This is a genomic window from Frankia alni ACN14a, from assembly GCF_000058485.1.
Lineage (GTDB): Bacteria > Actinomycetota > Actinomycetes > Frankiales > Frankiaceae > Frankia > Frankia alni.
In genome coordinates this window covers 5,573,327-5,593,447 of record NC_008278.1, presented here as the reverse complement: position 1 = coordinate 5,593,447, position 20,121 = coordinate 5,573,327, and the positions used below count along the sequence as shown (strand labels likewise).

At 74.1% G+C, this 20,121-nt stretch carries 18 protein-coding genes; 2 read left to right on the top strand and 16 right to left on the bottom strand.

The window, feature by feature from the left end; all coding sequences use genetic code 11:
* Positions 1 to 156 precede the first annotated feature (156 nt).
* From FRAAL_RS22500 to FRAAL_RS22480, 5 genes are all read right to left on the bottom strand, one after another.
* Complete coding sequence (locus FRAAL_RS22500; protein WP_011606263.1) at positions 157 to 1,062, bottom strand: DUF4191 domain-containing protein; 906 nt, start codon at positions 1,060 to 1,062, stop codon at positions 157 to 159.
* A gap of 161 nt (positions 1,063 to 1,223) precedes the next feature.
* Positions 1,224 to 1,532, bottom strand: coding sequence for a hypothetical protein (locus FRAAL_RS22495; RefSeq protein ID WP_011606262.1), 309 nt, complete (start codon positions 1,530 to 1,532; stop codon positions 1,224 to 1,226).
* Positions 1,533 to 1,667: 135 nt separating this feature from the next.
* Positions 1,668 to 2,654: a lipoyl synthase gene (gene lipA, locus FRAAL_RS22490; RefSeq protein ID WP_011606261.1), complete on the bottom strand. Its 987-nt coding sequence runs from the start codon at positions 2,652 to 2,654 to the stop codon at positions 1,668 to 1,670.
* Positions 2,651 to 3,385: a lipoyl(octanoyl) transferase LipB gene (gene lipB / locus FRAAL_RS22485; protein ID WP_011606260.1), complete on the bottom strand. Its 735-nt coding sequence runs from the start codon at positions 3,383 to 3,385 to the stop codon at positions 2,651 to 2,653. The genes lipA and lipB overlap by 4 nt, the downstream gene beginning before the upstream one ends.
* Before the next feature lie 73 nt (positions 3,386 to 3,458).
* Positions 3,459 to 4,205: a Type 1 glutamine amidotransferase-like domain-containing protein gene (locus FRAAL_RS22480; RefSeq protein ID WP_041939651.1), complete on the bottom strand. Its 747-nt coding sequence runs from the start codon at positions 4,203 to 4,205 to the stop codon at positions 3,459 to 3,461.
* A 307-nt stretch (positions 4,206 to 4,512) separates the two neighbouring features.
* Here FRAAL_RS22480 and FRAAL_RS22475 point away from each other — a divergent pair, with 307 nt between their 5' ends.
* On the top strand, positions 4,513 to 6,621 hold the full coding sequence (locus FRAAL_RS22475; protein WP_193790318.1) for a protein kinase family protein: 2,109 nt from the start codon (positions 4,513 to 4,515) through the stop codon (positions 6,619 to 6,621).
* Between the two features lie 20 nt (positions 6,622 to 6,641).
* On the opposite strand, the gene FRAAL_RS22470 is transcribed toward FRAAL_RS22475, so the two are convergent.
* From FRAAL_RS22470 to FRAAL_RS22455, 4 genes are all read right to left on the bottom strand, one after another.
* Entirely contained in the window at positions 6,642 to 7,553 is a 912-nt protein-coding gene (locus tag FRAAL_RS22470; RefSeq protein ID WP_041939650.1) for a TIGR01777 family oxidoreductase, read from the bottom strand.
* A gap of 104 nt (positions 7,554 to 7,657) precedes the next feature.
* Entirely contained in the window at positions 7,658 to 9,121 is a 1,464-nt protein-coding gene (sucB, locus tag FRAAL_RS22465) for a 2-oxoglutarate dehydrogenase, E2 component, dihydrolipoamide succinyltransferase (RefSeq protein ID WP_041939649.1), read from the bottom strand.
* 146 nt (positions 9,122 to 9,267) lie between these two features.
* Positions 9,268 to 10,650 (bottom strand): dihydrolipoyl dehydrogenase, encoded by a 1,383-nt coding sequence (gene lpdA / locus FRAAL_RS22460; protein ID WP_011606255.1) that lies wholly within the window; start codon positions 10,648 to 10,650, stop codon positions 9,268 to 9,270.
* Between the two features lie 315 nt (positions 10,651 to 10,965).
* Positions 10,966 to 12,540 (bottom strand): leucyl aminopeptidase, encoded by a 1,575-nt coding sequence (locus FRAAL_RS22455; RefSeq protein ID WP_041939648.1) that lies wholly within the window; start codon positions 12,538 to 12,540, stop codon positions 10,966 to 10,968.
* 132 nt (positions 12,541 to 12,672) lie between these two features.
* Between FRAAL_RS22455 and gcvT the strand changes: the two genes are divergently transcribed.
* Complete coding sequence (gene gcvT, locus FRAAL_RS22450) at positions 12,673 to 13,770, top strand: glycine cleavage system aminomethyltransferase GcvT (RefSeq protein WP_011606253.1); 1,098 nt, start codon at positions 12,673 to 12,675, stop codon at positions 13,768 to 13,770.
* A gap of 77 nt (positions 13,771 to 13,847) precedes the next feature.
* Here the strand turns inward: gcvT and FRAAL_RS22445 are convergent, their stop codons facing one another.
* The 7 genes from FRAAL_RS22445 to cobT form a co-directional block, all read right to left on the bottom strand.
* The gene (locus FRAAL_RS22445; RefSeq protein WP_011606252.1) at positions 13,848 to 15,101 is read right to left on the bottom strand and encodes a PP2C family serine/threonine-protein phosphatase; all 1,254 of its coding nucleotides are present in this window, start codon (positions 15,099 to 15,101) and stop codon (positions 13,848 to 13,850) included.
* A complete protein-coding gene (locus FRAAL_RS32530) occupies positions 15,101 to 15,787 on the bottom strand; it encodes a vWA domain-containing protein (protein WP_050997217.1) in 687 nt (228 codons plus the stop codon). The genes FRAAL_RS22445 and FRAAL_RS32530 overlap by 1 nt, the downstream gene beginning before the upstream one ends.
* An 11-nt stretch (positions 15,788 to 15,798) precedes the next feature.
* Positions 15,799 to 16,929: a serine/threonine-protein kinase gene (locus tag FRAAL_RS32525; RefSeq protein WP_011606250.1), complete on the bottom strand. Its 1,131-nt coding sequence runs from the start codon at positions 16,927 to 16,929 to the stop codon at positions 15,799 to 15,801.
* A complete protein-coding gene (locus tag FRAAL_RS22430) occupies positions 16,926 to 17,387 on the bottom strand; it encodes a hypothetical protein (RefSeq protein WP_011606249.1) in 462 nt (153 codons plus the stop codon). Before FRAAL_RS22430 ends, FRAAL_RS32525 begins: the two co-directional genes overlap by 4 nt.
* Before the next feature lie 5 nt (positions 17,388 to 17,392).
* On the bottom strand, positions 17,393 to 17,752 hold the full coding sequence (locus tag FRAAL_RS22425) for a hypothetical protein (protein WP_041939647.1): 360 nt from the start codon (positions 17,750 to 17,752) through the stop codon (positions 17,393 to 17,395).
* 344 nt (positions 17,753 to 18,096) lie between these two features.
* Complete coding sequence (locus FRAAL_RS22420) at positions 18,097 to 18,927, bottom strand: adenosylcobinamide-GDP ribazoletransferase (protein WP_041939646.1); 831 nt, start codon at positions 18,925 to 18,927, stop codon at positions 18,097 to 18,099.
* Positions 18,927 to 20,063, bottom strand: a complete 1,137-nt coding sequence (cobT, locus tag FRAAL_RS22415) for a nicotinate-nucleotide--dimethylbenzimidazole phosphoribosyltransferase (RefSeq protein ID WP_011606246.1) — start codon at positions 20,061 to 20,063, stop codon at positions 18,927 to 18,929. Before cobT ends, FRAAL_RS22420 begins: the two co-directional genes overlap by 1 nt.
* Positions 20,064 to 20,121 lie beyond the last annotated feature (58 nt).

Here is a 20,121-nt window from a genome sequence, read left to right as displayed (position 1 = left end):
CAGGGTTGGCCCGACCTCCAGTGCCGGCTGAACCTCCAGTGCTTGCCCGACCTCCAATGCCGGCTGAACCTCCTGGACCGGTAGGTCCTGTTCGGCGGTTGCCTGCCCTGCCTGCTCGTCCTGGCCGTTCTTCGGTCGTCCTCGGTCGAGGGGGCGTCAGCGCAGGCGGCCGCCGCGAGGCACGTTGCGGGGGATCGGGCCCTTCGGGATCGGCAGGGCCGCGCCGCCCAGAGCGCGCAGCCGGCGGTCGAGGGCGTCCACCTCCCCGCGGCGCAGCGTCCGGCGCAGTCGCATCAGCGTGCCCTGAAGCTTCGGCAGCGGCGTCTCGCCCTCACCGGTGCCGACGATGATGTCGGTCACCGGCGTGTCGCCGACGACCTTGCGGATGCGGCGCTTCTCCGCGACGAGCAGCTCCCTCGGCCCGCGGCCGCGGCCCTCCGCGATGATGACCACTCCGGCGCGGGAGACGACCCGGTGCACCACGTCCTGGTGGCGGTTCACGCCGACGGCGGGAGTGATCCGCCAGTCGCCGCGCATCCGCTCGACCACGCCGGCGGCGGCGCCGGGCTGGCCCTCCATCTCCGCGTAGGCGGTGCGCTGGACGCGCCGGCTGAACACGTTCAGAGCGACCACGACGCCGAGCAGGATGGCGATCGGGATCCACACGTAGAGCGGCCCGACGAAGAGTCCGAGGAGGATGCCGACCGCGAGCGGAACGAAGAAGGCCGCAAGGGTGAACCAGAGCACCTGCGGATCGCGCTGGCGCGTGATCTTGAAGACCACCCGCAGCTGCGCGAGACGGGCTTTGAACCCGGTCCCCTCCGCGGCACCGCTCGCGCTGCCACGGCGGCCCGCACTGTTACCGCCGCCACTGCCGCTCGTACCGCCACTGCCGCTCGTACCGCCACTGCCGCTCGTACCGCCACTGCGGCCCGCCCCGCCGCCGCGCCCCGAGGCGCCGCCTCGGCTCCCGTCGTTCTTTCCGCCCGCTGCCGCGTTCCTGCCCGCCGCCGCGGGGGTCGACGATCCCGCGGTGTCCCTCGGCTGCTTCCTCAGTGCCATGACCGCGAGCCTACGGCCTGGCGCGTCGCCCCCGTGCGGCTGTCGCGTCCGTCGGGAAGCATCCGTCGGGAGCCATCCGCTCGGTCAGGGGGATTCGCTCGGTCAGGGGGATTCGTGCGGCCCCGGCTGGCTGTGCGCGGGATGGCCCGCCGGTCGGGCGGTCAGCTCTGGACGGCGACGATCCGCGGCAGCCCGCGCACGGCCGCGCCCAGCCGGGCGGTGGTCGCGGCGCTGCCGAGGCCGGCCAGCCGAGGGGCCCGTGCGCCACTCTCGGCGCCCGGGATGCTCGCGCAGGCCTCGGGCCTGGGGACGATCGGGGCCAGCGCCACCGGGTCGACCCACCGGTAACCCGACGTGACGTGCAGATCTGCGGCCGCGCGCCAGGCGTTGCGCCGCGCGGTCTTCTGCCCGCCATGCGGCAGCACGAGCAGGGTCGCTTCCTCAAGGACGCTGAGCAGTGAACGGAGCACGATGGGAACGACCTCCCGGCACGGTCGTGGGCGCACACCTCGATGATGGGCCAGCGAGAGACCCCCCTCGTGACAAGGGGGTGACGCTACGATGGGTAGCCTAGCCCGTCGGGGGGACACCCACCAGCGTGCTCGTCACTGCGTGTGAGAGGTTTCCAGCACACTTTTGGGGAGATCGGACGCTGCGGTGTGGCCCTCGCCACGAGCCGTGATCGCCTGCTGGTAGAGCCGGCCGGCCCGGTAGGACGAGCGCACGAGCGGCCCGGACATGACCCCGGAGAAGCCCAGCTCGGCGCCGACGCGCTCCCAGTCGAGGAACTCCTCCGGCCGCACCCACCGTTCCACCGGGTGGTGACGGGGCGTGGGCCGCAGATACTGGGTGACGGTGAGTAGCTCGCAGCCGGCGGCGTGCAGATCCCGCATGGCCGCGTGGATCTCCTCGGCGGTCTCGCCGAGGCCGAGGATCAGGTTCGACTTCGTGACCAGCCCGGCCGCGCGGGCCTGACGCAGAACGTCGAGGGAGCGCTCGTAGCGGAACGCCGGCCGGATCCGCTTGAAGATCCGCGGCACCGTCTCGAGATTGTGCGCGAGCACCTCGGGGGCCGCGCCGAAGACCTCGTCGAGCTGGTCGGCGCGCCCGCCGAAGTCGGGGATGAGAACCTCCACCCCGGTACCCGCGGACAGCGCGTGGATCTGGCGGACCGTCTCGCCGTACAGCCAGGAGCCGCCGTCGGCCAGGTCGTCGCGGGCCACGCCGGTGACCGTCGCGTAGCGCAGCCCCATGGTGCGCACCGACTCCGCCACCCGCCGCGGCTCGTCCCGGTCCAGCGGGGTGGGACGGCCCGAGTCGATCTGGCAGAAGTCGCACCGCCGGGTGCAGACGTCCCCGCCGATCAGGAAGGTGGCCTCGCGGTCCTCCCAGCACTCGTAGATGTTCGGGCAGCCGGCCTCCTCGCACACCGTGTGCAGCCCGGCGGCCCGCACCAGCCCCTTGACGTCGGAGTACTCCGGGCCCGTGCGCATCCGGGTGCGGATCCACGGCGGCTTGCGCTCGATCGGCGTCTGTGCGTTGCGCGCCTCCAGGCGCAGCAGGGGGCGTCCCTCGGGGGCGACCGCGCTCATCCGACCAGCTCCATCCGCTCGGTCCCGGCCTGCGACGACGACGGCGGCTGCGGCGGCGCCGGGGGCGCGTCGGCCGGCTCGACCCGCGCGGTGACGCGATCGCCGAGGTTGCGCCCGCCGAGGTAGCGGGCAAGCACGGCCAGGGTGTGCCGCTCGACGATCGGCCGTGTCTCGGCGACGCTCACCGACCGGCCGAGCTCGGCGGACACGCTCGTCACCCCGGCGTCGGTGATGCCGCAGGGCACGATCTGCCCGAAGGCGCGCAGGTCCGACGAACAGGTCAGCGCGAAGCCGTGGGTGGTCACCGCCTGCCGGACCCGCACGCCGATGGCGGCGACCTTGCGCAGACCGTCCGCCGTCCAGACGCCGCTGCGGCCGTCGACCCGGCGGGTGGCCAGGCCCAGCTCGGCGCAGGAGTCGATGAGGGCCTCCTCCAGGGCGCGCACGTAGGCGACGACGTCCAGCGGACGAGGCAGCTTGACGATCGGGTAGCCGACGAGCTGCCCCGGGCCGTGCCAAGTGATCTTGCCGCCGCGGTCGACGTCGACGACCTCGGTGCCGTCCAGCGGCCGTTCGAAGGGCTGCGTGCGCCGGCCGGCGGTGTAGACGCTGGGGTGCTCGACAAGGATGAGCGTGTCGTCCACCTCGTCGGCCACCCGGGCTTCGGCGAGGGAGCGTTGCATGTCCCACGCTTCGCGGTAGGGGACCACGGAAAGCCTCAGAACATCCACGTCATTCAGCGTACGCCCGCGCCACGCCGCGCCAGTGTGAGCTCGACCGGAGCTCCGGGCCCGCGAACCGGCGTCAGCCGGGGAGGTCCGCACCCGACGCGCCGGGTAGCAGCCGGGGCACGACCGGTGTCTCGACCGCGGCACCGTCCGGGCCGCGCTCGACCCGCCAGGCGTGCACGCCGGGCCGGTCGGCGACGGCCTCGACCAGGTCGGTGCCGCGAAAGTGCAGCCCGACGCCGTCGTCGGTGGCCCAGCCGGCCGGCAGCGTCCCGTCGGCGACGAGGCGCTGGTACAGCGGGCGCCGGCCCGGCTCGGAGTCGTAGTGCGGCGTGTTGCTGAACGGCAGCAGCGCCAGCCCGTTCGTGACCGGCCGCAGGTCCGGGCCGAACGAGTCGGTGGTGCCGCCGACATGCCAGCACAGGGAGCCGGCCGAGACGCCGCCGAGGACGACGCCGGCCTCCCACGCCTCGCGCAGGATCTCGCCCAGCCCGTGCACCGCCCAGACCGCGAGCAGGTTCGCCACGCTGCCCCCACCGGCCCAGATCACGTCCTGCGCCAGCAGGTGCCCGCGGATGTCGGGGATGTTCGGCATGGGGAACAGCGCCAGGTGCGAGACCCGCACGTCCGGGCGGTCACGGTTGAACGCGGCGTAGCCGCGGGCGTAGGCGCCCTGGTCGTCGCCCAGCGCCGTCTGCAGCAGGCAGACCCGGGGCCGCGGGCCGGCCGCGGCCAGCTCGATCGCGTGGGTCAGGATCGGCCCGACCTTCGCGCCGTACCGGCCGTCGGGAAGGAAACCGCCGCTGGTGGCGAGGATCTGCACGACGGTCTCCCCCTGGCTCGTGGGCCGGCGGCGCTGGCCGTCCGGACCCGTCTCGGGCGATTGTCCGCCCTCCGCGCAGCAGCGCCCCTGCGGGGGGCTCGGGCGTCGCCGCCAGGTTTCCGGCCGGGGCCGGCCGCTGCGCCGCGCGGTCCCGCCGGACGCCGGCCCGCACCCGCCGTGACCAGGCAGGTCCCGACCCGGACCGGTGCGGGAGCGGACGCCGCCGTGGGAGTGATCGTAAAAAGTTATCCACAACCGGACGAAGACCAATGCAGACCGACCCCGAATGAGCCTAGCGTCGCTACCTGTGACCTTCACCGACGATTCCGCGGACAGGCCGGCGCGGCGCGTCGGCGGGGCACCCGAGGTGCCGGGGGTGAGCGTGCGTTCCCGGCTGCGGGACGCCGGCTCCGGCGAACTCTGGGCGGGTCAGTTCGACCAGTCCGGGATCGAGTGCGTCGTGCGCCGCGTGCGTCTCGCCCCCGACCCGGTGCTGCGCTCGGCGGCGGTCACCGCGGCCCGCGCGCTGGCCGAGCTGGCACACCCGCACCTCAACCCCCTGGTGGCGGTGCTGCCCACGGCGGAGGGGCTGGCGCTGATCACCGAGCCGGTCGTCGGCGCGATCAGTCTCGGCCGCCTGCTGGCGGTGCGCGGTGATCTGGACCCGGGCGAGGTCGTCACCGTCGGCCTGCCGGTCGCGCAGGCGTTGGCCGCCGCGCACGCCGTCGGCATCGTGCACGGCCGGCTCGAGCGGGAGGACATCCTGCTGGAGCCGAACGGGCGCCCGGTCCTGACCGGCCTCGGGGTCGCCGCGCTGGCCGACGCCGCCCGGGCCGATCCCGTTCCGCCCGAGGCGGCCTCCGCCGACGTGCACGACCTTGCCGATCTGCTGCTGGGGGCGATGCGGGAGGCGACGGGCCCGGATGCCGCCGCGGTCGCGGTGGCCGTCGCCACGGCCATGATCGACGAGCCGCATCGGCGGCCGAGCGCCGCCGAGCTCGCCGCCGCGCTCGCCCGTAGCGCCACCCCCCTGCCCGTGCGGCTGCCCGGCGACGGCGAGCCGAGGACGGCCACGCGCCCCCCGGGACCCTCACCCACGGAGACCCTGCCGCGGATTCCCCCGGTGGGTCGCGGCCACGCCGCCGAAACCCGCCCGCCCGGCGCGCGGGGCACCCCGGCCGGGCCGCCGGAGCCACCCGGCTCGCCGCGCCGTCCACCTCCGTCCGCCGGCGCGCAGGGCGTGATGGAACCCGGCGGACACGGACACGGCGACGGCGACGGCGACGGCCGGCCGCGGCTGCTGGCGGGCGCCCGCCTGAACCCGGGGCCGGACGGCACCCGCGACCCGCGTGACGGGCCGGGTCCGCGGGACGACGCCGGCCAGTCCCCACCGGGCGCCCCCCCAACCGGCCGGCCGACCAGCGGCGCCACCGCCGTCGACGCGGCGGAGCTGCTCGACTCCCTGCCGCCGCTGCCGCGGCGTTCGACACCCGCCCGCCGGACGTCACGCGTCGCGGGCCGGGGTGCCGGGTCGGCCCCGGCCGACGCGGGTCAGACCGGCCCGGCGAAGGCGCCCCCGGGAGCGTCGCGGCCCACCGCCCGCCCGCCGCGGTCCGGCGCCGGCGCCGGTGCCGGTGCCGCGGGCGCGGTGGCCGGCGGATCCCGCGGGACCCGCGGCCGGACCGGTGCGTCGGGGGGGTCCGGTTCCCCGCCGGGGACGGCGGGTTCGTCGGGTCGGGCCGGCCGGGCGGGGGCCGGTCGCCGGCCCCGACGGACGGGCGCCCGGCGGCGGCGCTGGCTGCTGCCGGTCACCGCGGGGCTGGGGCTGTTCGTCGTCGTGGTGGCCGTCGTGCTGCTCATGACGAGCCCGTCGGGGGACGGTAGCGGGGACACCGCGGCCCCCGCGTCGCAGTCGGCGTCGTCGCAGCCGGCGTCGCAGCCGGCGCCGTCGCAGCAGGCGTCGTCGCCCGTGGCCGGCGTGCCCGGCCGGGACCCGACCGCCTCGCCGGTGGCGAACCAGTCGCCCGAGCAGATCTGGCGTGGCGTGCTGGGCGAGCTCAACACCGCCCGCAGCCGGGCCTTCGAGCGTGCCGACGAGTCCCTGCTGGGGCAGTCCGATGCTCCGGGCAGCCCCGCCTACAACGCGGATGTCACCCTCATGAGGCAGGTCGTCGCCCAGGGCGCGCACGCGTCGCCGCTGCACAGCGAGGTACTTGCGCTGCAGGTGCGCGCCGACCAGCCGGACCGTACGGTGCTGCGGGTGACCGAACGCCTGGCCGCCTACGACTACCTCGACGCCCGCGGCCAGCTTCTCGCCCACCAGCCGGAGAAGGCCCCCCAGCGCCACGATCTCGTGCTGCTGCGCACGAGCTCCGGCTGGCGGGTCTCGGAGAGCATCCCCGTCACGGGGAACTGACCGCGGCCGCCTGAGGCGGCTTAGGCGCCGTCGGTGAGGATCGCCCGCAGCGCGGTGTCGATGTCGGGGTGGGTGAAGTGGAAGCCGGCCCCGGTCAGCACGGCGGGGGTCAGCCGCTGGGAGGCGAGGACGCCCTCGTCGGCGAACTCGCCGAGGGCGGCCCGCAGGGCGAGGCGGGGCACCGCGGCGAACGCCGGGCGGTGCAGCGCCGACGCGAGTGCCGTGGTGAAGGCGGCGTTGGTGACGGGTTCGGGCGCGACCAGGTTCACCGGCCCGGCCAGCGCGTCGTCGGCGAGCAGCAGGCGCAGCGCGGCCACGTGGTCGGTGCGGCTGATCCAGCTCAACCACTGGCGGCCGGATCCCAGCCGCCCCCCGAGCCCCAGCCGGAACAGCGGGAGCTGGCGGCCGAGGCTGCCCCCATGGCGGGAGAGCACGACCCCGGTCCGCAGCGTGACGACCCGGATGCCGGCCTCGTGGGCCGGCGCGGCCGCCGCCTCCCAGTCCTCGACGAGCCGGGCGAGGAACCCGGCGCCGGCGGGGGCGTTCTCGTCGAGCGGGCCGGTGTCGCCGCCCGCCGAGGTGCCGTACCAGCCGACGGCGCTGCCGGAGAGGAGCACACGCGGGGGCGGGGTGAGCGTGGCCAGGGTGCGGGCGAGCAGGTCGGTGCCGCGGATCCGGCTGTCGCGCAGCTGGCGCTTGTAGGCGTCGGTCCAGCGCCGGTCGCCGATGCCCGCGCCGGCGAGGTGGACGGCGGCGTCGGTGCCGGCGAGCGCCGCCGGGTCGAGCCGACCGGTGGCGGGATCCCACTGGATCTCGCCACCGGAGCGGGGTGTCCGCCGGACCAGAGCGGTCACGGTGTGGCCGTCCCCGCGCAGGGCGGGGACGAGTGCCGAACCGATCAGTCCCGAGGCCCCGGTCACCACGATGCGCATGGTGACCATCGTGGCCGGTCGCCGCCCCGGATGCGAGGCGGCGACCGGTCCGTGTCTCCTGACGGCGCCTGGCAGGCTGACGAGGCCTGCCAGGCGGGCGGAGCCTAGAGGCCGAGGTCGGCCTCGAACGCGCCCTCCTCGAGCCGCCGCTTGATGAAGGTCAGGAAGCGGGCGGCGTCGGCCCCGTCGACGATGCGGTGGTCGTAGGTCAGCGACAGGTACACCGCTGACCGGACGGCGATGATCTCGCCGAGCTCGGGGTCGTCGATGACGGCGGGCTTCTTCGTCACGATCCCCGTGCCGAGGATGCCGACCTGCGGCTGGTTGATGATCGGAGTGTCGAACAGGGCGCCCCGGCTGCCGGTGTTCGTGAGGGTGAAGGTCCCGCCGCCGAGCTCGTCCGGGGAGATCTTGTTGGCCCGGGTCCGGCTGGCCAGGTCGTCGATCTTGCGGGCGAGACCGGTGAGGTTGAGGTCACCGGCGCTGTGGATGACCGGTACGACCAGGCCGCGCTCGGAGTCCACGGCGATGCCGAGGTTCTCCTCGCCGTGGTAGGTGACCGTCCCCGCCTCGACGTCGAGGCTGGCGTTGAGCTGCGGGAACTCGCGCAGCGCCTCGCAGGTCGCCAGCGCGAAGAACGGCAGGAACGACAGCTTCAGTCCCTCGCGGGCCTGGAAGCCGGCCTTGGCCCGGTCCCGCAGCCGCGCGATGCGGGTGACGTCCACCTCGACGACGGTGGTGAGCTGGGCGCTGATCTGCAGCGACTCGACCATGCGCTTGGCGACCAGGGCGCGCAGCCGGGAGAGCTTCTCGGTGCGCCCGCGGACCGGGGCGGGGGTGGAGGTGCCCGCGCCGCTCGCCTTCGGGGCGGACGCGGCCGGGGCCGCGGTCGGCGCCGCGGGGCGGGCCGGTGCCGACGGCGCGGCCGGAGCCGCCGGGGCGGCGGCGGGCGCGGGAGCGGCCGGGGCGCCGCCGGAGCGGGCCGCCTCCTGGATGTCCTGCTTGGTGATCCGGCCGCCGGGGCCCGAGCCGTTCACGTCGGCGAGGTCGACGCCCAGCTCGGCGGCCATCTTGCGGACCAGCGGCGTGACGTAGCGACCGATCCCGCCGTCGCCGTTGGACGTGGCCACCGGGGCGGGCGCGGTCGGGGCCTGGGCGGGCACCGGGGCCGGCTCCGGCGCGCGGACCGGCGCCGGCGCGGGGGCCGGGGTGGGTGCGGGCGGGGGCGGGGGCGCCGCGGCGACGGGCTTGGCCGGCTCGGGCTCCGGCTCAGGCTCCGCGGCGGGGGCGGGGGCCTCGGTGGGGGCGGCCGCGGCGGAACCGCCGCCGGAGCCGTCGTCGATGACCGCGAGTTCGACGCCGACCTCGACGGTCTCGTCCTCCGCGACCTTGATGGAGCTGATGACACCGGAGGCGGGGGCAGGAATCTCGGTGTCGACCTTGTCCGTGCTGACCTCGAGGAGCGGCTCGTCGGCCTCGACGCGCTCACCCTCCTGCTTCAGCCAACGGGTGACGGTTCCCTCGGAGACACTTTCCCCGAGCCGGGGCATCGTGACAGATACAGACATGCTGGAACGACTCCTTCGTCGCATCCGGCATGCACCGCGCAAGCGGCCGGCCGGAGGCGCTCATGCTGTGGCGTGAACGTGAGTACCTGGGCGGGATCGGGCCGCGGGGCGAACCCGGTCGCGCCACCGATCCCAGGGCGATCGCCCTAGCCGTGGACGTGAAGGGGCTTGCCGGCCAGCGCCAGGTGCGCCTCGCCGAGAGCCTCGGACAGAGTGGGATGGGGGTGGATCAGCTGGGCGACCTCGGCGGGGAACGCCTCCCAGTTCGTGATGAGCTGGGCCTCGGCGATGAGCTCGCCGACGCGGTCGCCGACCATGTGGACGCCGACCACCGGACCGTCGGGGACGGCGACCAGCGTCACGGCACCGGCGGTCTTGAGGATCTGCGACTTGCCGTTGCCCGCCAGGTTGTAGGTGACGGTGCTGATCTCGCCGAAGCGCTCCCTGGCGGCCGCGGCGGTCAGCCCGACCGACGCAACCTCGGGGTGGGAGTAGGTGACCCGCGGGACGTTGTCGTAGTCGACCGGCACCGGGTTGAGCCCGGCGAGCTGCTCGGCGACGAAGATGCCCTCCGCGAATCCCACGTGGGCGAGCTGCAGGCCCGGCCGCAGGTCGCCGAGCGCGGACACGGTGGGGACGTTCGTGCGCAGGAAACGGTCGACCAGGACGTAACCGCGGTCGGTCGCGATGCCGACCTCCTCGTAGCCGAGGCCGGCCGAGACCGGTCCGCGGCCCACCGCGACGAGCAGCAGCTCGGCGTCGATGGTGGTGCCGCTCTCCAGCGACACGGTGACCCCGTGGTCGGTCGTCTTCACGCCGGCGAAGCGGGCGCCGAGGTGCTGGGCGATGCCCCGCTTGCGGAAGGCGCGCTCCAGCAGCTTGGAGCTGGACTCGTCCTCGAGCGGCACCAGGTGCGGCAACGCCTCGACGATCGTCACCTCGGCGCCGTAGGAGCGCCAGACCGAGGCGAACTCGCAGCCGATGGCGCCGGCCCCGAGGACCACGGCGGACGCCGGCACGTGGTCGAGCGTCAGGGCGTCGTCGCTGGTGATGACCCGGTCGTGGTCGATGTCCAGACCGGGCAGGGACTTCGAGTACGAGCCGGTGGCGAGCAGGACGTGCCGGCCGGAGATCACCCGGTCGCCGACCGCGACGGACGTCGGCGAGACGAGCCGGCCGAATCCCTCGACCACCTCGATGCCGCGTGACTTGATCAGGCCGGTCAGCCCCTTGAACAGGCCGGCGATGACCGAGTCCTTGTAGGAGTTGACCTTCGCCATGTCGATGCCGTCGAAGGTGGAGCGGATCCCGAAGGATTCGCTCTCATTGATGTTGTCGACGATCTCCGCCGAATGCAGCAGCGCCTTGGTCGGGATGCAGCCTCGGTGCAGGCAGGTGCCGCCGAGCTTGTCCTTCTCGATCAGAACGACGCTCAGGTCGAGTTCCGCGGCGCGCAGCGCGGCGGCGTATCCGCCGCTGCCGCCGCCGAGGATGACCAGGTCGACGGGACCGGCCGCTGAATCCGCCACGCCAGAGGTCCCTTCTCGTTGACTTCTATGGTTGTGCCGGTGATGCCGGGAGTGTGACCCGTACCCACCGGTGTCGCGTGCCCGCGATGCCGGTGAAACGGCCAGCCGCGCCGGCGGCGATCGGTGCCGGGCAGGGCCGGGAACGCCGGCATCGACGTGCCCTTCGGGCCGGCGTTTCAGGCCACGACTCGCCACACCACGTCGGTCCGAGCCCAGTCTTTCACGCCGTGGGCCCCCTTCCGCTCGGATGGGTGAGTGTGCTGCATCGCGCGAGGTGCAGTCGCAATCGCCGCTCTGCCGCACCCTCCCGCTCGGTCAGCCGGCGGTCGTGGGGCCGTCGGCCGCCGGCGAGCCGGCGCGGCTCTCGGCGAGCTGGATGAGCGTGCGAACGATCACGCCGGTGCCGCCCTTGGGCGTGTGCCCGTAGGGCTGGCCGCCGTTCCACGACGGACCGGCGATGTCGATGTGCGCCCAGCTCGCCTCGTCGGGCACGAAGTGGGCGAGGAAGTGCGCCGCGACCAGCATCCCGCCGTCCCGGCTGCCGCCGGGCGGGACGTTGGCGATGTCGGCGACCAGGGAGTCCAGCCCCTTGCGCAGCTCCGGCGGCAGCGGCATCGGCCAGACGCTCTCCCCGGTCGCGGCGGCGGCCGTCGTGACCGCTTCGACGGCGCCGTCGCGGCCCATCACCCCGCTGGTGCGCTGGCCCAGCGAGACGATCTGGGCGCCGGTCAGCGTCGCGATGTCCACGATCAGGTCCGGTGCCTCCTCGGCTGCCCGCACGAGGGCGTCGGCGAGGACGAGCCGGCCCTCGGCGTCCGTGTTGAGCACCTCGACCCGGGTTCCACCGCGCAGCGTCAGCACATCCGAGGGTCGGATCGCCTCGCCCGACGGCATGTTCTCCGCGCAGGGCAGCCAGCCGGTCACCGTGACCGGCAGGCGCAGGCGCGCCACGGCGACGACCGTGGCGAGGACGGCGGCCGCGCCGGCCATGTCCGTCTTCATCCACTCCATCGCCGTCGGGGGCTTCAGCGACAGGCCGCCGGAGTCGAAGGTGATGCCCTTGCCGACCAGTGCGAGCGCCGGTGAATCGCCGCCGCCACGCCACTCGAGGCGGATCAGCCGGGGCGGGTTGGCGGAGCCCTGCCCGACCCCGATGATCCCGCCGAAGCCGCCCTCGGCCAGCGCCACCTCGTCGAGAACCTCGACGGTGACGCCGGCGGCGGTCGCCTTCTCGACGGCGACGTCGGCGAGCAGGGCGGGCGAGAGGTGACTCGGCGGGGTGTTCACCAGGTCGCGGACCAGCACGACCGACTCGGCGACGACCACGGCGCGGTCGATCTCCTGCTGCGCGAGCGCCTGGGACCCCTCGTCCACGAGGAGCGTCAGCGTGCCGACGGGGGTGGGCCGCCCCTTCGCCGAGGTGGTGCGCAGGCGGTCGAAGGAGTAGGTGCCGAGCAGCGCACCCTCCGCCACCGCCCGCAGCGACTCCGCGGTGATCGCGCCGGGCGCGGCGGCCAGGGCCAGTGCCACGGATCCGGTCCCGGCCAGCGTCCGCACCGCCGTGCCCGCGGCGCGGCGCAGGACCTCCGCGTCCAGCGAGGCGTCCAGAGGGGCGGACGGGGTGGTCGGGGACGCCAGCGGGCCGAGTCCGACCGCGAGGACGGTCGCCGCCGGCAGCGCCCCCAGGGTCGCGAAGTGCACGGTCTCGCCGGCCTTCCCGGTCGCGCCCAGGGAGGTGAGCACCGCGGCGAGCCGGCCGCCGAGCGCCGCGTCCAGCTCGGCGGCGCCGCCGGCCACCACGAGGCCGTCCTCGCCGATCGCGGTGCCGATCACCACCGCATCCGCGTCGAGATCGGCTAGGGCTGCTGAGCTGGGCGCGATGCTGGTCATGCGGTGAGCGTATTGAACGACAAGCCCGGTCGACGCCCCCCGGTGCCGTGACCCGGGTGCCGTGACCCGGCCGGCGCCGAGCCCCCGCCGGTCGTTCCGGTCCGGATCGCGGCGACTACTAGGCTGTTCGCCATGGCAGACCTGCGTCGATCTCCCTTGTACGGCCGTCATGTCGATCTCGGCGCGAAGATGGCCGGCTTCGGAGGCTGGGAGATGCCGATCGAGTACGCCGGGCGCGGAGTACTCGCCGAGCATCAGGCGGTCCGGGGCGCGGTCGGAATCTTCGACGTCAGCCATCTCGGCAAGGCCGAGGTGACCGGCGCGGGCGCCGCGGAGTTCGTCAATGCCTGCCTGAGCAACGACCTGGGTCGTATCGCCCCGGGACAGGCTCAGTACACGTTGTGCTGCAACGACGAAGGCGGGGTCGTCGACGACCTGATCGCCTATCTCTTCTCCGGCGAGCGGGTCCTGCTCGTGCCCAACGCCGCGAACAACGCCGAGGTCGTCGCCCGCCTCGCCGCGGCCGCCCCCGCGGGTGTGTCCGTCACCGACCGGCACACCGGGTTCGGGGTGCTCGCGGTGCAGGGCCCCGCGGCCCCGACCCTGGTGGCGGCCCTCGGTCTGCCCACCGACGGGGCGTACATGAGCTTCGTCGAGGCGGCGTGGAAGGGCCGCCCGGTGATCGTCTGCCGGTCCGGGTACACCGGCGAGCGCGGCTACGAGCTGCTGCCCCGGTGGGACGACACGCCCGCGCTGTGGGACGCGCTGTTCGCCGCGGGGGAGGGCCTCGGCGCCTCGCCGGTCGGTCTCGGCGCCCGCGACACCCTGCGCACGGAGATGGGTTACCCGCTGCACGGCCAGGACCTCTCGCCGACGATCACGCCGGTGCAGGCCCGGTCCGGGTGGGCGGTCGGCTGGGGCAAGGAGCGGTTCTGGGGCCGGGAGGCGCTGCTCGCCGAGCGGGCCGCCGGGCCCGCGCGCCTGCTGTGGGGGCTGGCGTCGACAGGCCGGGCGATTCCCCGGCCGCACATGCCCGTGACCGCGGCGGACGGCGCGCCGGTCGGCGAGGTCACCAGCGGCACCTTCTCCCCGACGCTGCGCCAGGGCATCGGCCTGGCACTGCTCGACCGCGGCGTCGCCGAGGGCGACACCGTGAACGTCGACGTCCGCGGCCGGCCAGGCCCGATGACGGTCGTCCGACCTCCCTTCGTCCCGTCCACACCTCGGTAGGCCTCCTACGCGCACAGGCCCCGGGCTCGGCTCGGCTCGGCTCGGCTCCGCGTTCGGGCGCGGGCCGACGCGGCCGGCTAGGAGCCGGCGGCGGGAGTGTCCGCGGCGACGGGATCCTTCAGTACGGAGATCACCACCGCGGTCCGGTCGTCGTGCGAGCCGCGGCGCCGGAACCGCAACGCCTCACCCATCGCGTGCACGTCGCCGGGCGTTTCCCAGGATTCGGCCAGCCAGCTCCGCACACCGGGGGAGTTGCGCAGGTCGGTCGCGAGACCATCGGTGCACAGCACGACGCGCCGCACCGCGTCAAGGCGGCGCACCTCCGGCTCGGGCAGCGGCTGTTCGGGCAGGGCGTCCGTCACGACGTTGACGTGCTCGTCCGGGGCGTTCGTCAACAGCTCGTGGAACTCCCCGTCGACCAGCACAAAGGCCGAGACGTCACCGACGCGGGCGATCTCGCAGCGACCGCCGGCGAAGACCGCCACCGCGCCGACGAACCCGATCTCCCGCGGCGCCAACCGGTGCGCGCCGGCCTGGCTCTCGGCGTACCGGGCGGCGTACGCCAACAGGTCGGCGGCGGTCAGCTCCTCGCGCGCCAACCCCGCCTGGACGGCGCCCTCGCAGAACGAACGGGCCCCCACCTGCGAGTGGGGGCGCGACCCCAGCCCGTCCGCGATGGCGACGATCAGGCGGCCGCCGGGGCTGACCGCGAAGTCGTAGGCGTCCTGGCAGGGGGCGCCGGACACCAGGTGCGCGGTTCCCACCAGCGAACCGGCGGCCACGTGGAAGCCGCCGACGAAGATGCTGTCGAGGCTCAGCATCGATCGGCGGAAGACCGTCGCGGGCGCCAGTACCGGCCGCGGCGGGGGCAGGACCCTGCCGACGGTGGGCGCGGCCGTCGGCGAGCTGTGTAGCCGCCAGGGATCCGCGGGCCGGGTGGGCTCGCCCGCCGGCGCCTCGGCCGGACCGGCCGGCGGTGGTGGTTCGGCCAGCCCGCCCGGTGCCGGTTCGCCCGGTGCCGGTTTGGCGCCGTCCGCCTCCGGCGGTCTGGGGGCGCCGGGTCTGGCTGCCGCCGGCGGCAGCCCGGCCGGCTGCTCCCAGGGGGCGGCGCTCGGCGGGTCGGCGGTGTCCGCGGGCGCCCACGGCGCGGCAGGGGCGTCCGGCGCAGCGGCATGATCCGGGGCCGCGGGAGCCTCGCCGGCTCCCCGACTCCACCCGGGCGTCGCACCGCCCGGGTGGAGCGGCCGGTCGTGCTCCGCGTCGTTCTGCGGCGGATGCTCCGACGGATCGGCTCCGTGGCCGAGGAGGTCTCGGAATCGGGGCCTTGGCATCAGAGCGTCATCGGTGGGAGCGGCGTGAAGAACTCGGTGGGTGTCTCCAGGTGCAGACCATCGGCCTGGCTCGGGTCGCGGAAGCTCGTCGACGTGGTCCGGATGCTGCCAATCAGGGCATTCATGATCTCCCGGACCTGCGTCGCGGGGTCGGCGTCCCTGGCGAGGAAGGAGAAACGGGTCGCGATCCGGCGGATGCTGTCCACGTTGACCTGGTCACCGAACCCGAACGCGACCACCTCCGGGGCGAACCGCCACGACCGGTCCCGCAGGTCGTTGAGTGCCGCAGTCCAGTCGCCCGGCGCCTGGTGCTCTCCGTCACTCATGAAGAACACCACCGGCCGGTAGATCGGCGTTCCCTTCGGTAGCGACCGCAACCCACCCTCGATTGCCCGCCTGGTCTCCTGGAATGCGGCGGCGAAGTTCGTACCGCCCTCGACCATGAGTTCCGGCAGGTAGACCTCGGCCAGGTCGCACAGTGGCACGACGGTCCGCCCCACGTCCGAGAAGGTGACGATGCTTATCCGGGCGATCTCGCCGACCGTCGGGTTGGACTGCATCTCCTTCTGCAACGCAGGCAGGGAATCGTTCAGCGCCTCCAGCGGGCCGCCGGCCATGGACGCGCTCACGTCCAGCACCATGAACACCGGGAATATCGTGTACAGCTCGGAACTCTCGTCGGCCACGCGGAATCCTCTCACGTTCTCCGGGTCAGGGCTTGAAGAGATATGAGTAAGATCATTTCTAGGAGATAGAATACTGTGAAGGCGATGAGCGCCATGCGCGCTCGCTGGGCTCCCGGATAGGCGCCGTCGACGTGCCGAAGCTGAACCAGGCCGGTGATCGTATAGGTGAGGCCGCCGATCGGGAACAGCGCCGCCAGCACGCCGAACGCATACCAGCGGCCACCGCCCCGCAGTGCGGCGAAAGCGATCGGGTCGGTGGGCACCCGGCCGACAGGGGGGCCGGGCTGCCGATACTGCGGCCCGTAGCCCGGTGCCTGGTAGGGATTCGGCGGCATCGCCGGTCCGGTCCGGTAAGGCGGGGGTGCAGACTGCCGGTAGTACGGCCCGGTTCCGGACGCCCGGTAGGGCGGGGGTGCGGGCTGCCGGTAGTACGGCCCGGTTCCGGGCGGCCGGTAGGGCGGGGGCTGCGGGTAGGGCGGTCCTGGCCTCGGGTTCTGGTACGGCGGCGGTGGGGATCCCTGGTAACGAGGGCCGGTTCTGGGCGGCTGGTACGGCGGCGGTCCTGGCCTGGGAGGTTGTCGCGGCGGATTCATCGGCTGGCGGCCGGTCGCGGGTGCGGTGGGGGCCGGCCGGACCGTGGTCGTCCAGTCCGTGGCCGGCAACGGGGTGAACGTCGGCGGCGGGGTCTTCTTCACCGGGGCGCTCATCGCGTCCAGAGCCGCGATCGCGGCGTCGTCGAAACGGTTGTTCGGCAGGTAGATCTCCCGCAGTGCCCGCACCCATGCGTCCGGCGGTGGTCGCCGGTCGGCAGCGGTCGGTTCGAGTCCCCTGCGAACAAGGTCGGCCAGCCGCGCCGGGAAGCCGTTCGGGATCTTCTGCGGCGGCGGCCAGCTCCCGTCCGCCGCCCGGTCCAGCTTGCCCGGGGTGAGCAGCAGACCGCGGTACATGGCCAGGGCGAGGGCGTACCAGTCGCTGTAGTGGTCGTGCGCGGGGATGCGGCGTTCGACGACCCGGGGGTCCGTCCACCCCATGGCCTGCACGCCCGCCTTTGGCGCGGGCTGCTGCGGGACCATGCCGTCACAGTCGATCAGGTACATGATCGGCTGTGGCTGCACCGCCCAGGCCAGGTTCTTGCCGTTCACATCGCGTGCACGAGACCTCGCGCGTTGACGAAGTTGAAGATCTCCGCCATCCGCAGCAGCAGGACGATGCGCCCCTTCGCGGTCGGTGGCTTCGCGCGGGCCATCACGAGGAAGTCGAGCGTGCGGACGCCGCCGAACTCCTCGTGGAAGAGCACCTGCGGAATGATCGGTAACAGGACGCCGGTCACCGCACCGTGCTGGTCGACGCTGATGTCGACCGGCCAGTTCACCGAGGACTCGGGCGTCTCACCCGGCCTGCGGCGCTGCCGTATCAGGACTTCGCGGCCCACCTCGACCAGCCTTTCGAGATCGGTGCGGGCGGGCGCCCTGGCCGGGTCGAAGTAGCGCTTGAAGACGGAGTCGGGATCGTTCGTGCGGTGAATCGAGCCGACGCCGCCTCTGCTCAGCTCGTCCTTCTCGACGACATAGGTTCCCCAGCTTCCGGTGACCGCCGCCATCTCGATCAGCCGCCGCCGAGCGTGGAGAAAGCGGTGATCACGCCTCTCACCGGGCCGTTCCTGCCGCAGGAGGGGCAGTGGAAGGTCGGCTGAGAGGAGGACCAGCAGGCGAGCTGCCGGCACTGGCTGCATCGAACGACATTGTCCGCGCCGCAGCTCGGGCAGCCGCGATAATCCGCGCCGATGGTGAAGGAACCGCCGTCCGTGGCCTGCGCCAGGGAGCCGGACACGGGGAGCACGCTGTCCGGGCGCTGCCGTGACACACCCTTCAGCTCGAGGTTCGCCCCCTGCCGGCTGAACCGGCCGACCCCCGGATGCCCGGTGGTGCTGCACGTGATGTTGGCGAGGATGGCGCGCTCAGGCATCAACGGCCTCTACCGCCACGGTCCTCGGCCGGCGAGGAAACACCGACGCACCATCATTGTGCAGGTCAGACACTTGCGCGGGCCGTCGGACACTATTCCACCGACGCGTGCGCCCGGACAGCAGATCCATGCTGGCCCGTCCTCCGTCCCGAGAAATCCCCGCACAGAGTCTTTCATGCGGGAAAGCATACAGCCGGCCGGCGGGTGGGCGCGCTCGGATGCGCCATTTCCGAGTGTCGTGCAACCAATTCCCCAAGAGGTCCGCATGCTGATCTCGCGCGTGGCTCCTGGAGTCCCCCGGTGCCGCTGCTTCGCGGTCTCATCGGCGCCGAGAGGAGCGGTTATTACTGACCCAGGAACCGCACGGCGGGCGTCGGTAGTGTCATAGCCATGACGATCAGGGTCACCATGGTGGTGAGCTCGATGATCGCGCCGAGCATGTCACCGGTCAGGCCGCCGAAGCGGCTGGTCAGATAGCGGCGCAGGGCCGCCGCGAAGGCGGTTCCGAGGCAGACCGCGACGACGGCGCGCACGGCCCGGCCGACGTCCCCGCCGTCGAAGTCGAGGCGGCCGGCCAGCGCCGCCACCGCGCAGACGCCGACGAGGGCCAGCACCGCGTCCCGGGTGCGGACCGTGCCGGCCACGAGCGCGCCGAGACCGTCCGGATGGGCGGGCGGGGTGTGCCCGGTGCAGGCGAGGGTCGCGGCGAGCCGGCCGGTCATGACGGCGACGAGGATCGAGACCGTGCCGCGGTGCACGGTGATGGCGGCGCTGAGCGCCACGACCTGCAGCAGCACGACGAACACGACGCTGATGACGCCGAAGGCACCGATCGTCGACTCGCGCATGATCTCCAGGGCGCGGTCCCGCCCCCGCACTCGCCGCGCGCCGAGGCCGTCGCCGAGATCGGCCAGGCCGTCGAGGTGCAGGCCCCGGCTGGCGAGCGCGAGGACGGCGATGCCGACCGCGGCGGGCAGCAGGCTCTGGTTGCGGTGGCCGGGCGTCCCGGTCGTGACCCGCAGGGCGACCACGACCACGGCGGTGAGCAGGCCGAGGACCAGGCCCACCAGGGGGGCAAGCGCCATGGCCCGGCCGGCCAGGCGTCGGTCCAGCCGCTCCGGTCCCCGCAGCGGGAACGCTGTGAGCAGCGTGAACGCGGTTCTCGCCGCCACCATCACGTGACGTCGACCGCCGTGGCGTCGGTGGCGTCGACACCGTCGACGGCCTCGGACTTCCCGCTCACACCGGCCTGGTCGAACGTCGCCATCTCCGCCAGGGTCGCCTGCGCGGCGCGGACCAGCGGCACCGCGAGCAGGGCTCCGGTGCCCTCGCCCAGGCGCAGCCCGGCGTCGATCAGCGGCGTCAGCCCGAGCGCGCCGAGCGCGATCGCCTGCGCCGGCTCGGGGGAGCGGGTGCCCGCCACCCACCACTGCCGGGCGCCCGGCGCGACGCGTTCGGCCGCCAGCGCCGCGGCGCAGACGATCACACCGTCGAGGACGACCGGGGTGCGCCGCACGGCGGCCTGCACCAGCAGGCCGGCGAGCGCCAGCAGGTCCGCCCCGCCGACGACCCGCAGCAGGGACAGCGCGTTGCCGGCGAACGGCCGCCCGCGCCGCATGGCATCCCGGATCGCGGCCGTCTTCACCATCCAGCGGCGGTCGTCGATGCCCGTGCCCCGCCCGACCACCTCGATGGGCTCGCGATCGGCCAGCAGCGCGACGATGGTCGCCGCGGGGGTCGTGTTCCCGATCCCCATCTCGCCGGGGACGAGCAGGTCCGCACCGGCGTCGATCTCCTCGTCCGCGATGAGCCGGCCCACGGCGAACGCCCGCTCGGCCTCGGCCACGCTCAACGCGTCCGTCCGGTCGATCCGCCCGCTTGAGCGCCGCACCCGGTAGCGGTCGGGCGGCGCGGTGCCGTCGACCCCGCCCACGGTGGTCGGCCGTGGGCTGTCCACGGCGACGTCGACGACCCGCACGCCGGCCCCGACCTGGCGGGCGAGGACGTTGACCGCCGCCCCGCCGGCGGCGAAGTTCGCCACCATCTGGGCCGTCACGTCGCTGGGAAACGCGGACACGCCGATCTCGGCGATGCCGTGGTCGCCCGCGACCACGATCGCCCGGACGCGCTCGAAGGGCCGCGGGGGACAGGTTCCCTGCACCCCGGCGAGCCAGATCGACAGCTCCTCGAGCCGGCCGAGCGCGCCGGGCGGCTTGGTCAGCTCGCCCTGCCGGCGCCGGGCCGCCGCCATCGCGTCGCTGTCCAGCACCGGGACGACGGGAACGACGCCGCTAGCGTCATGGGAATCCACGAGGTCCTTACTACCTGATCGGTCTCGAGGAGCCGGCACCCCGTCTCCACTACGGCAG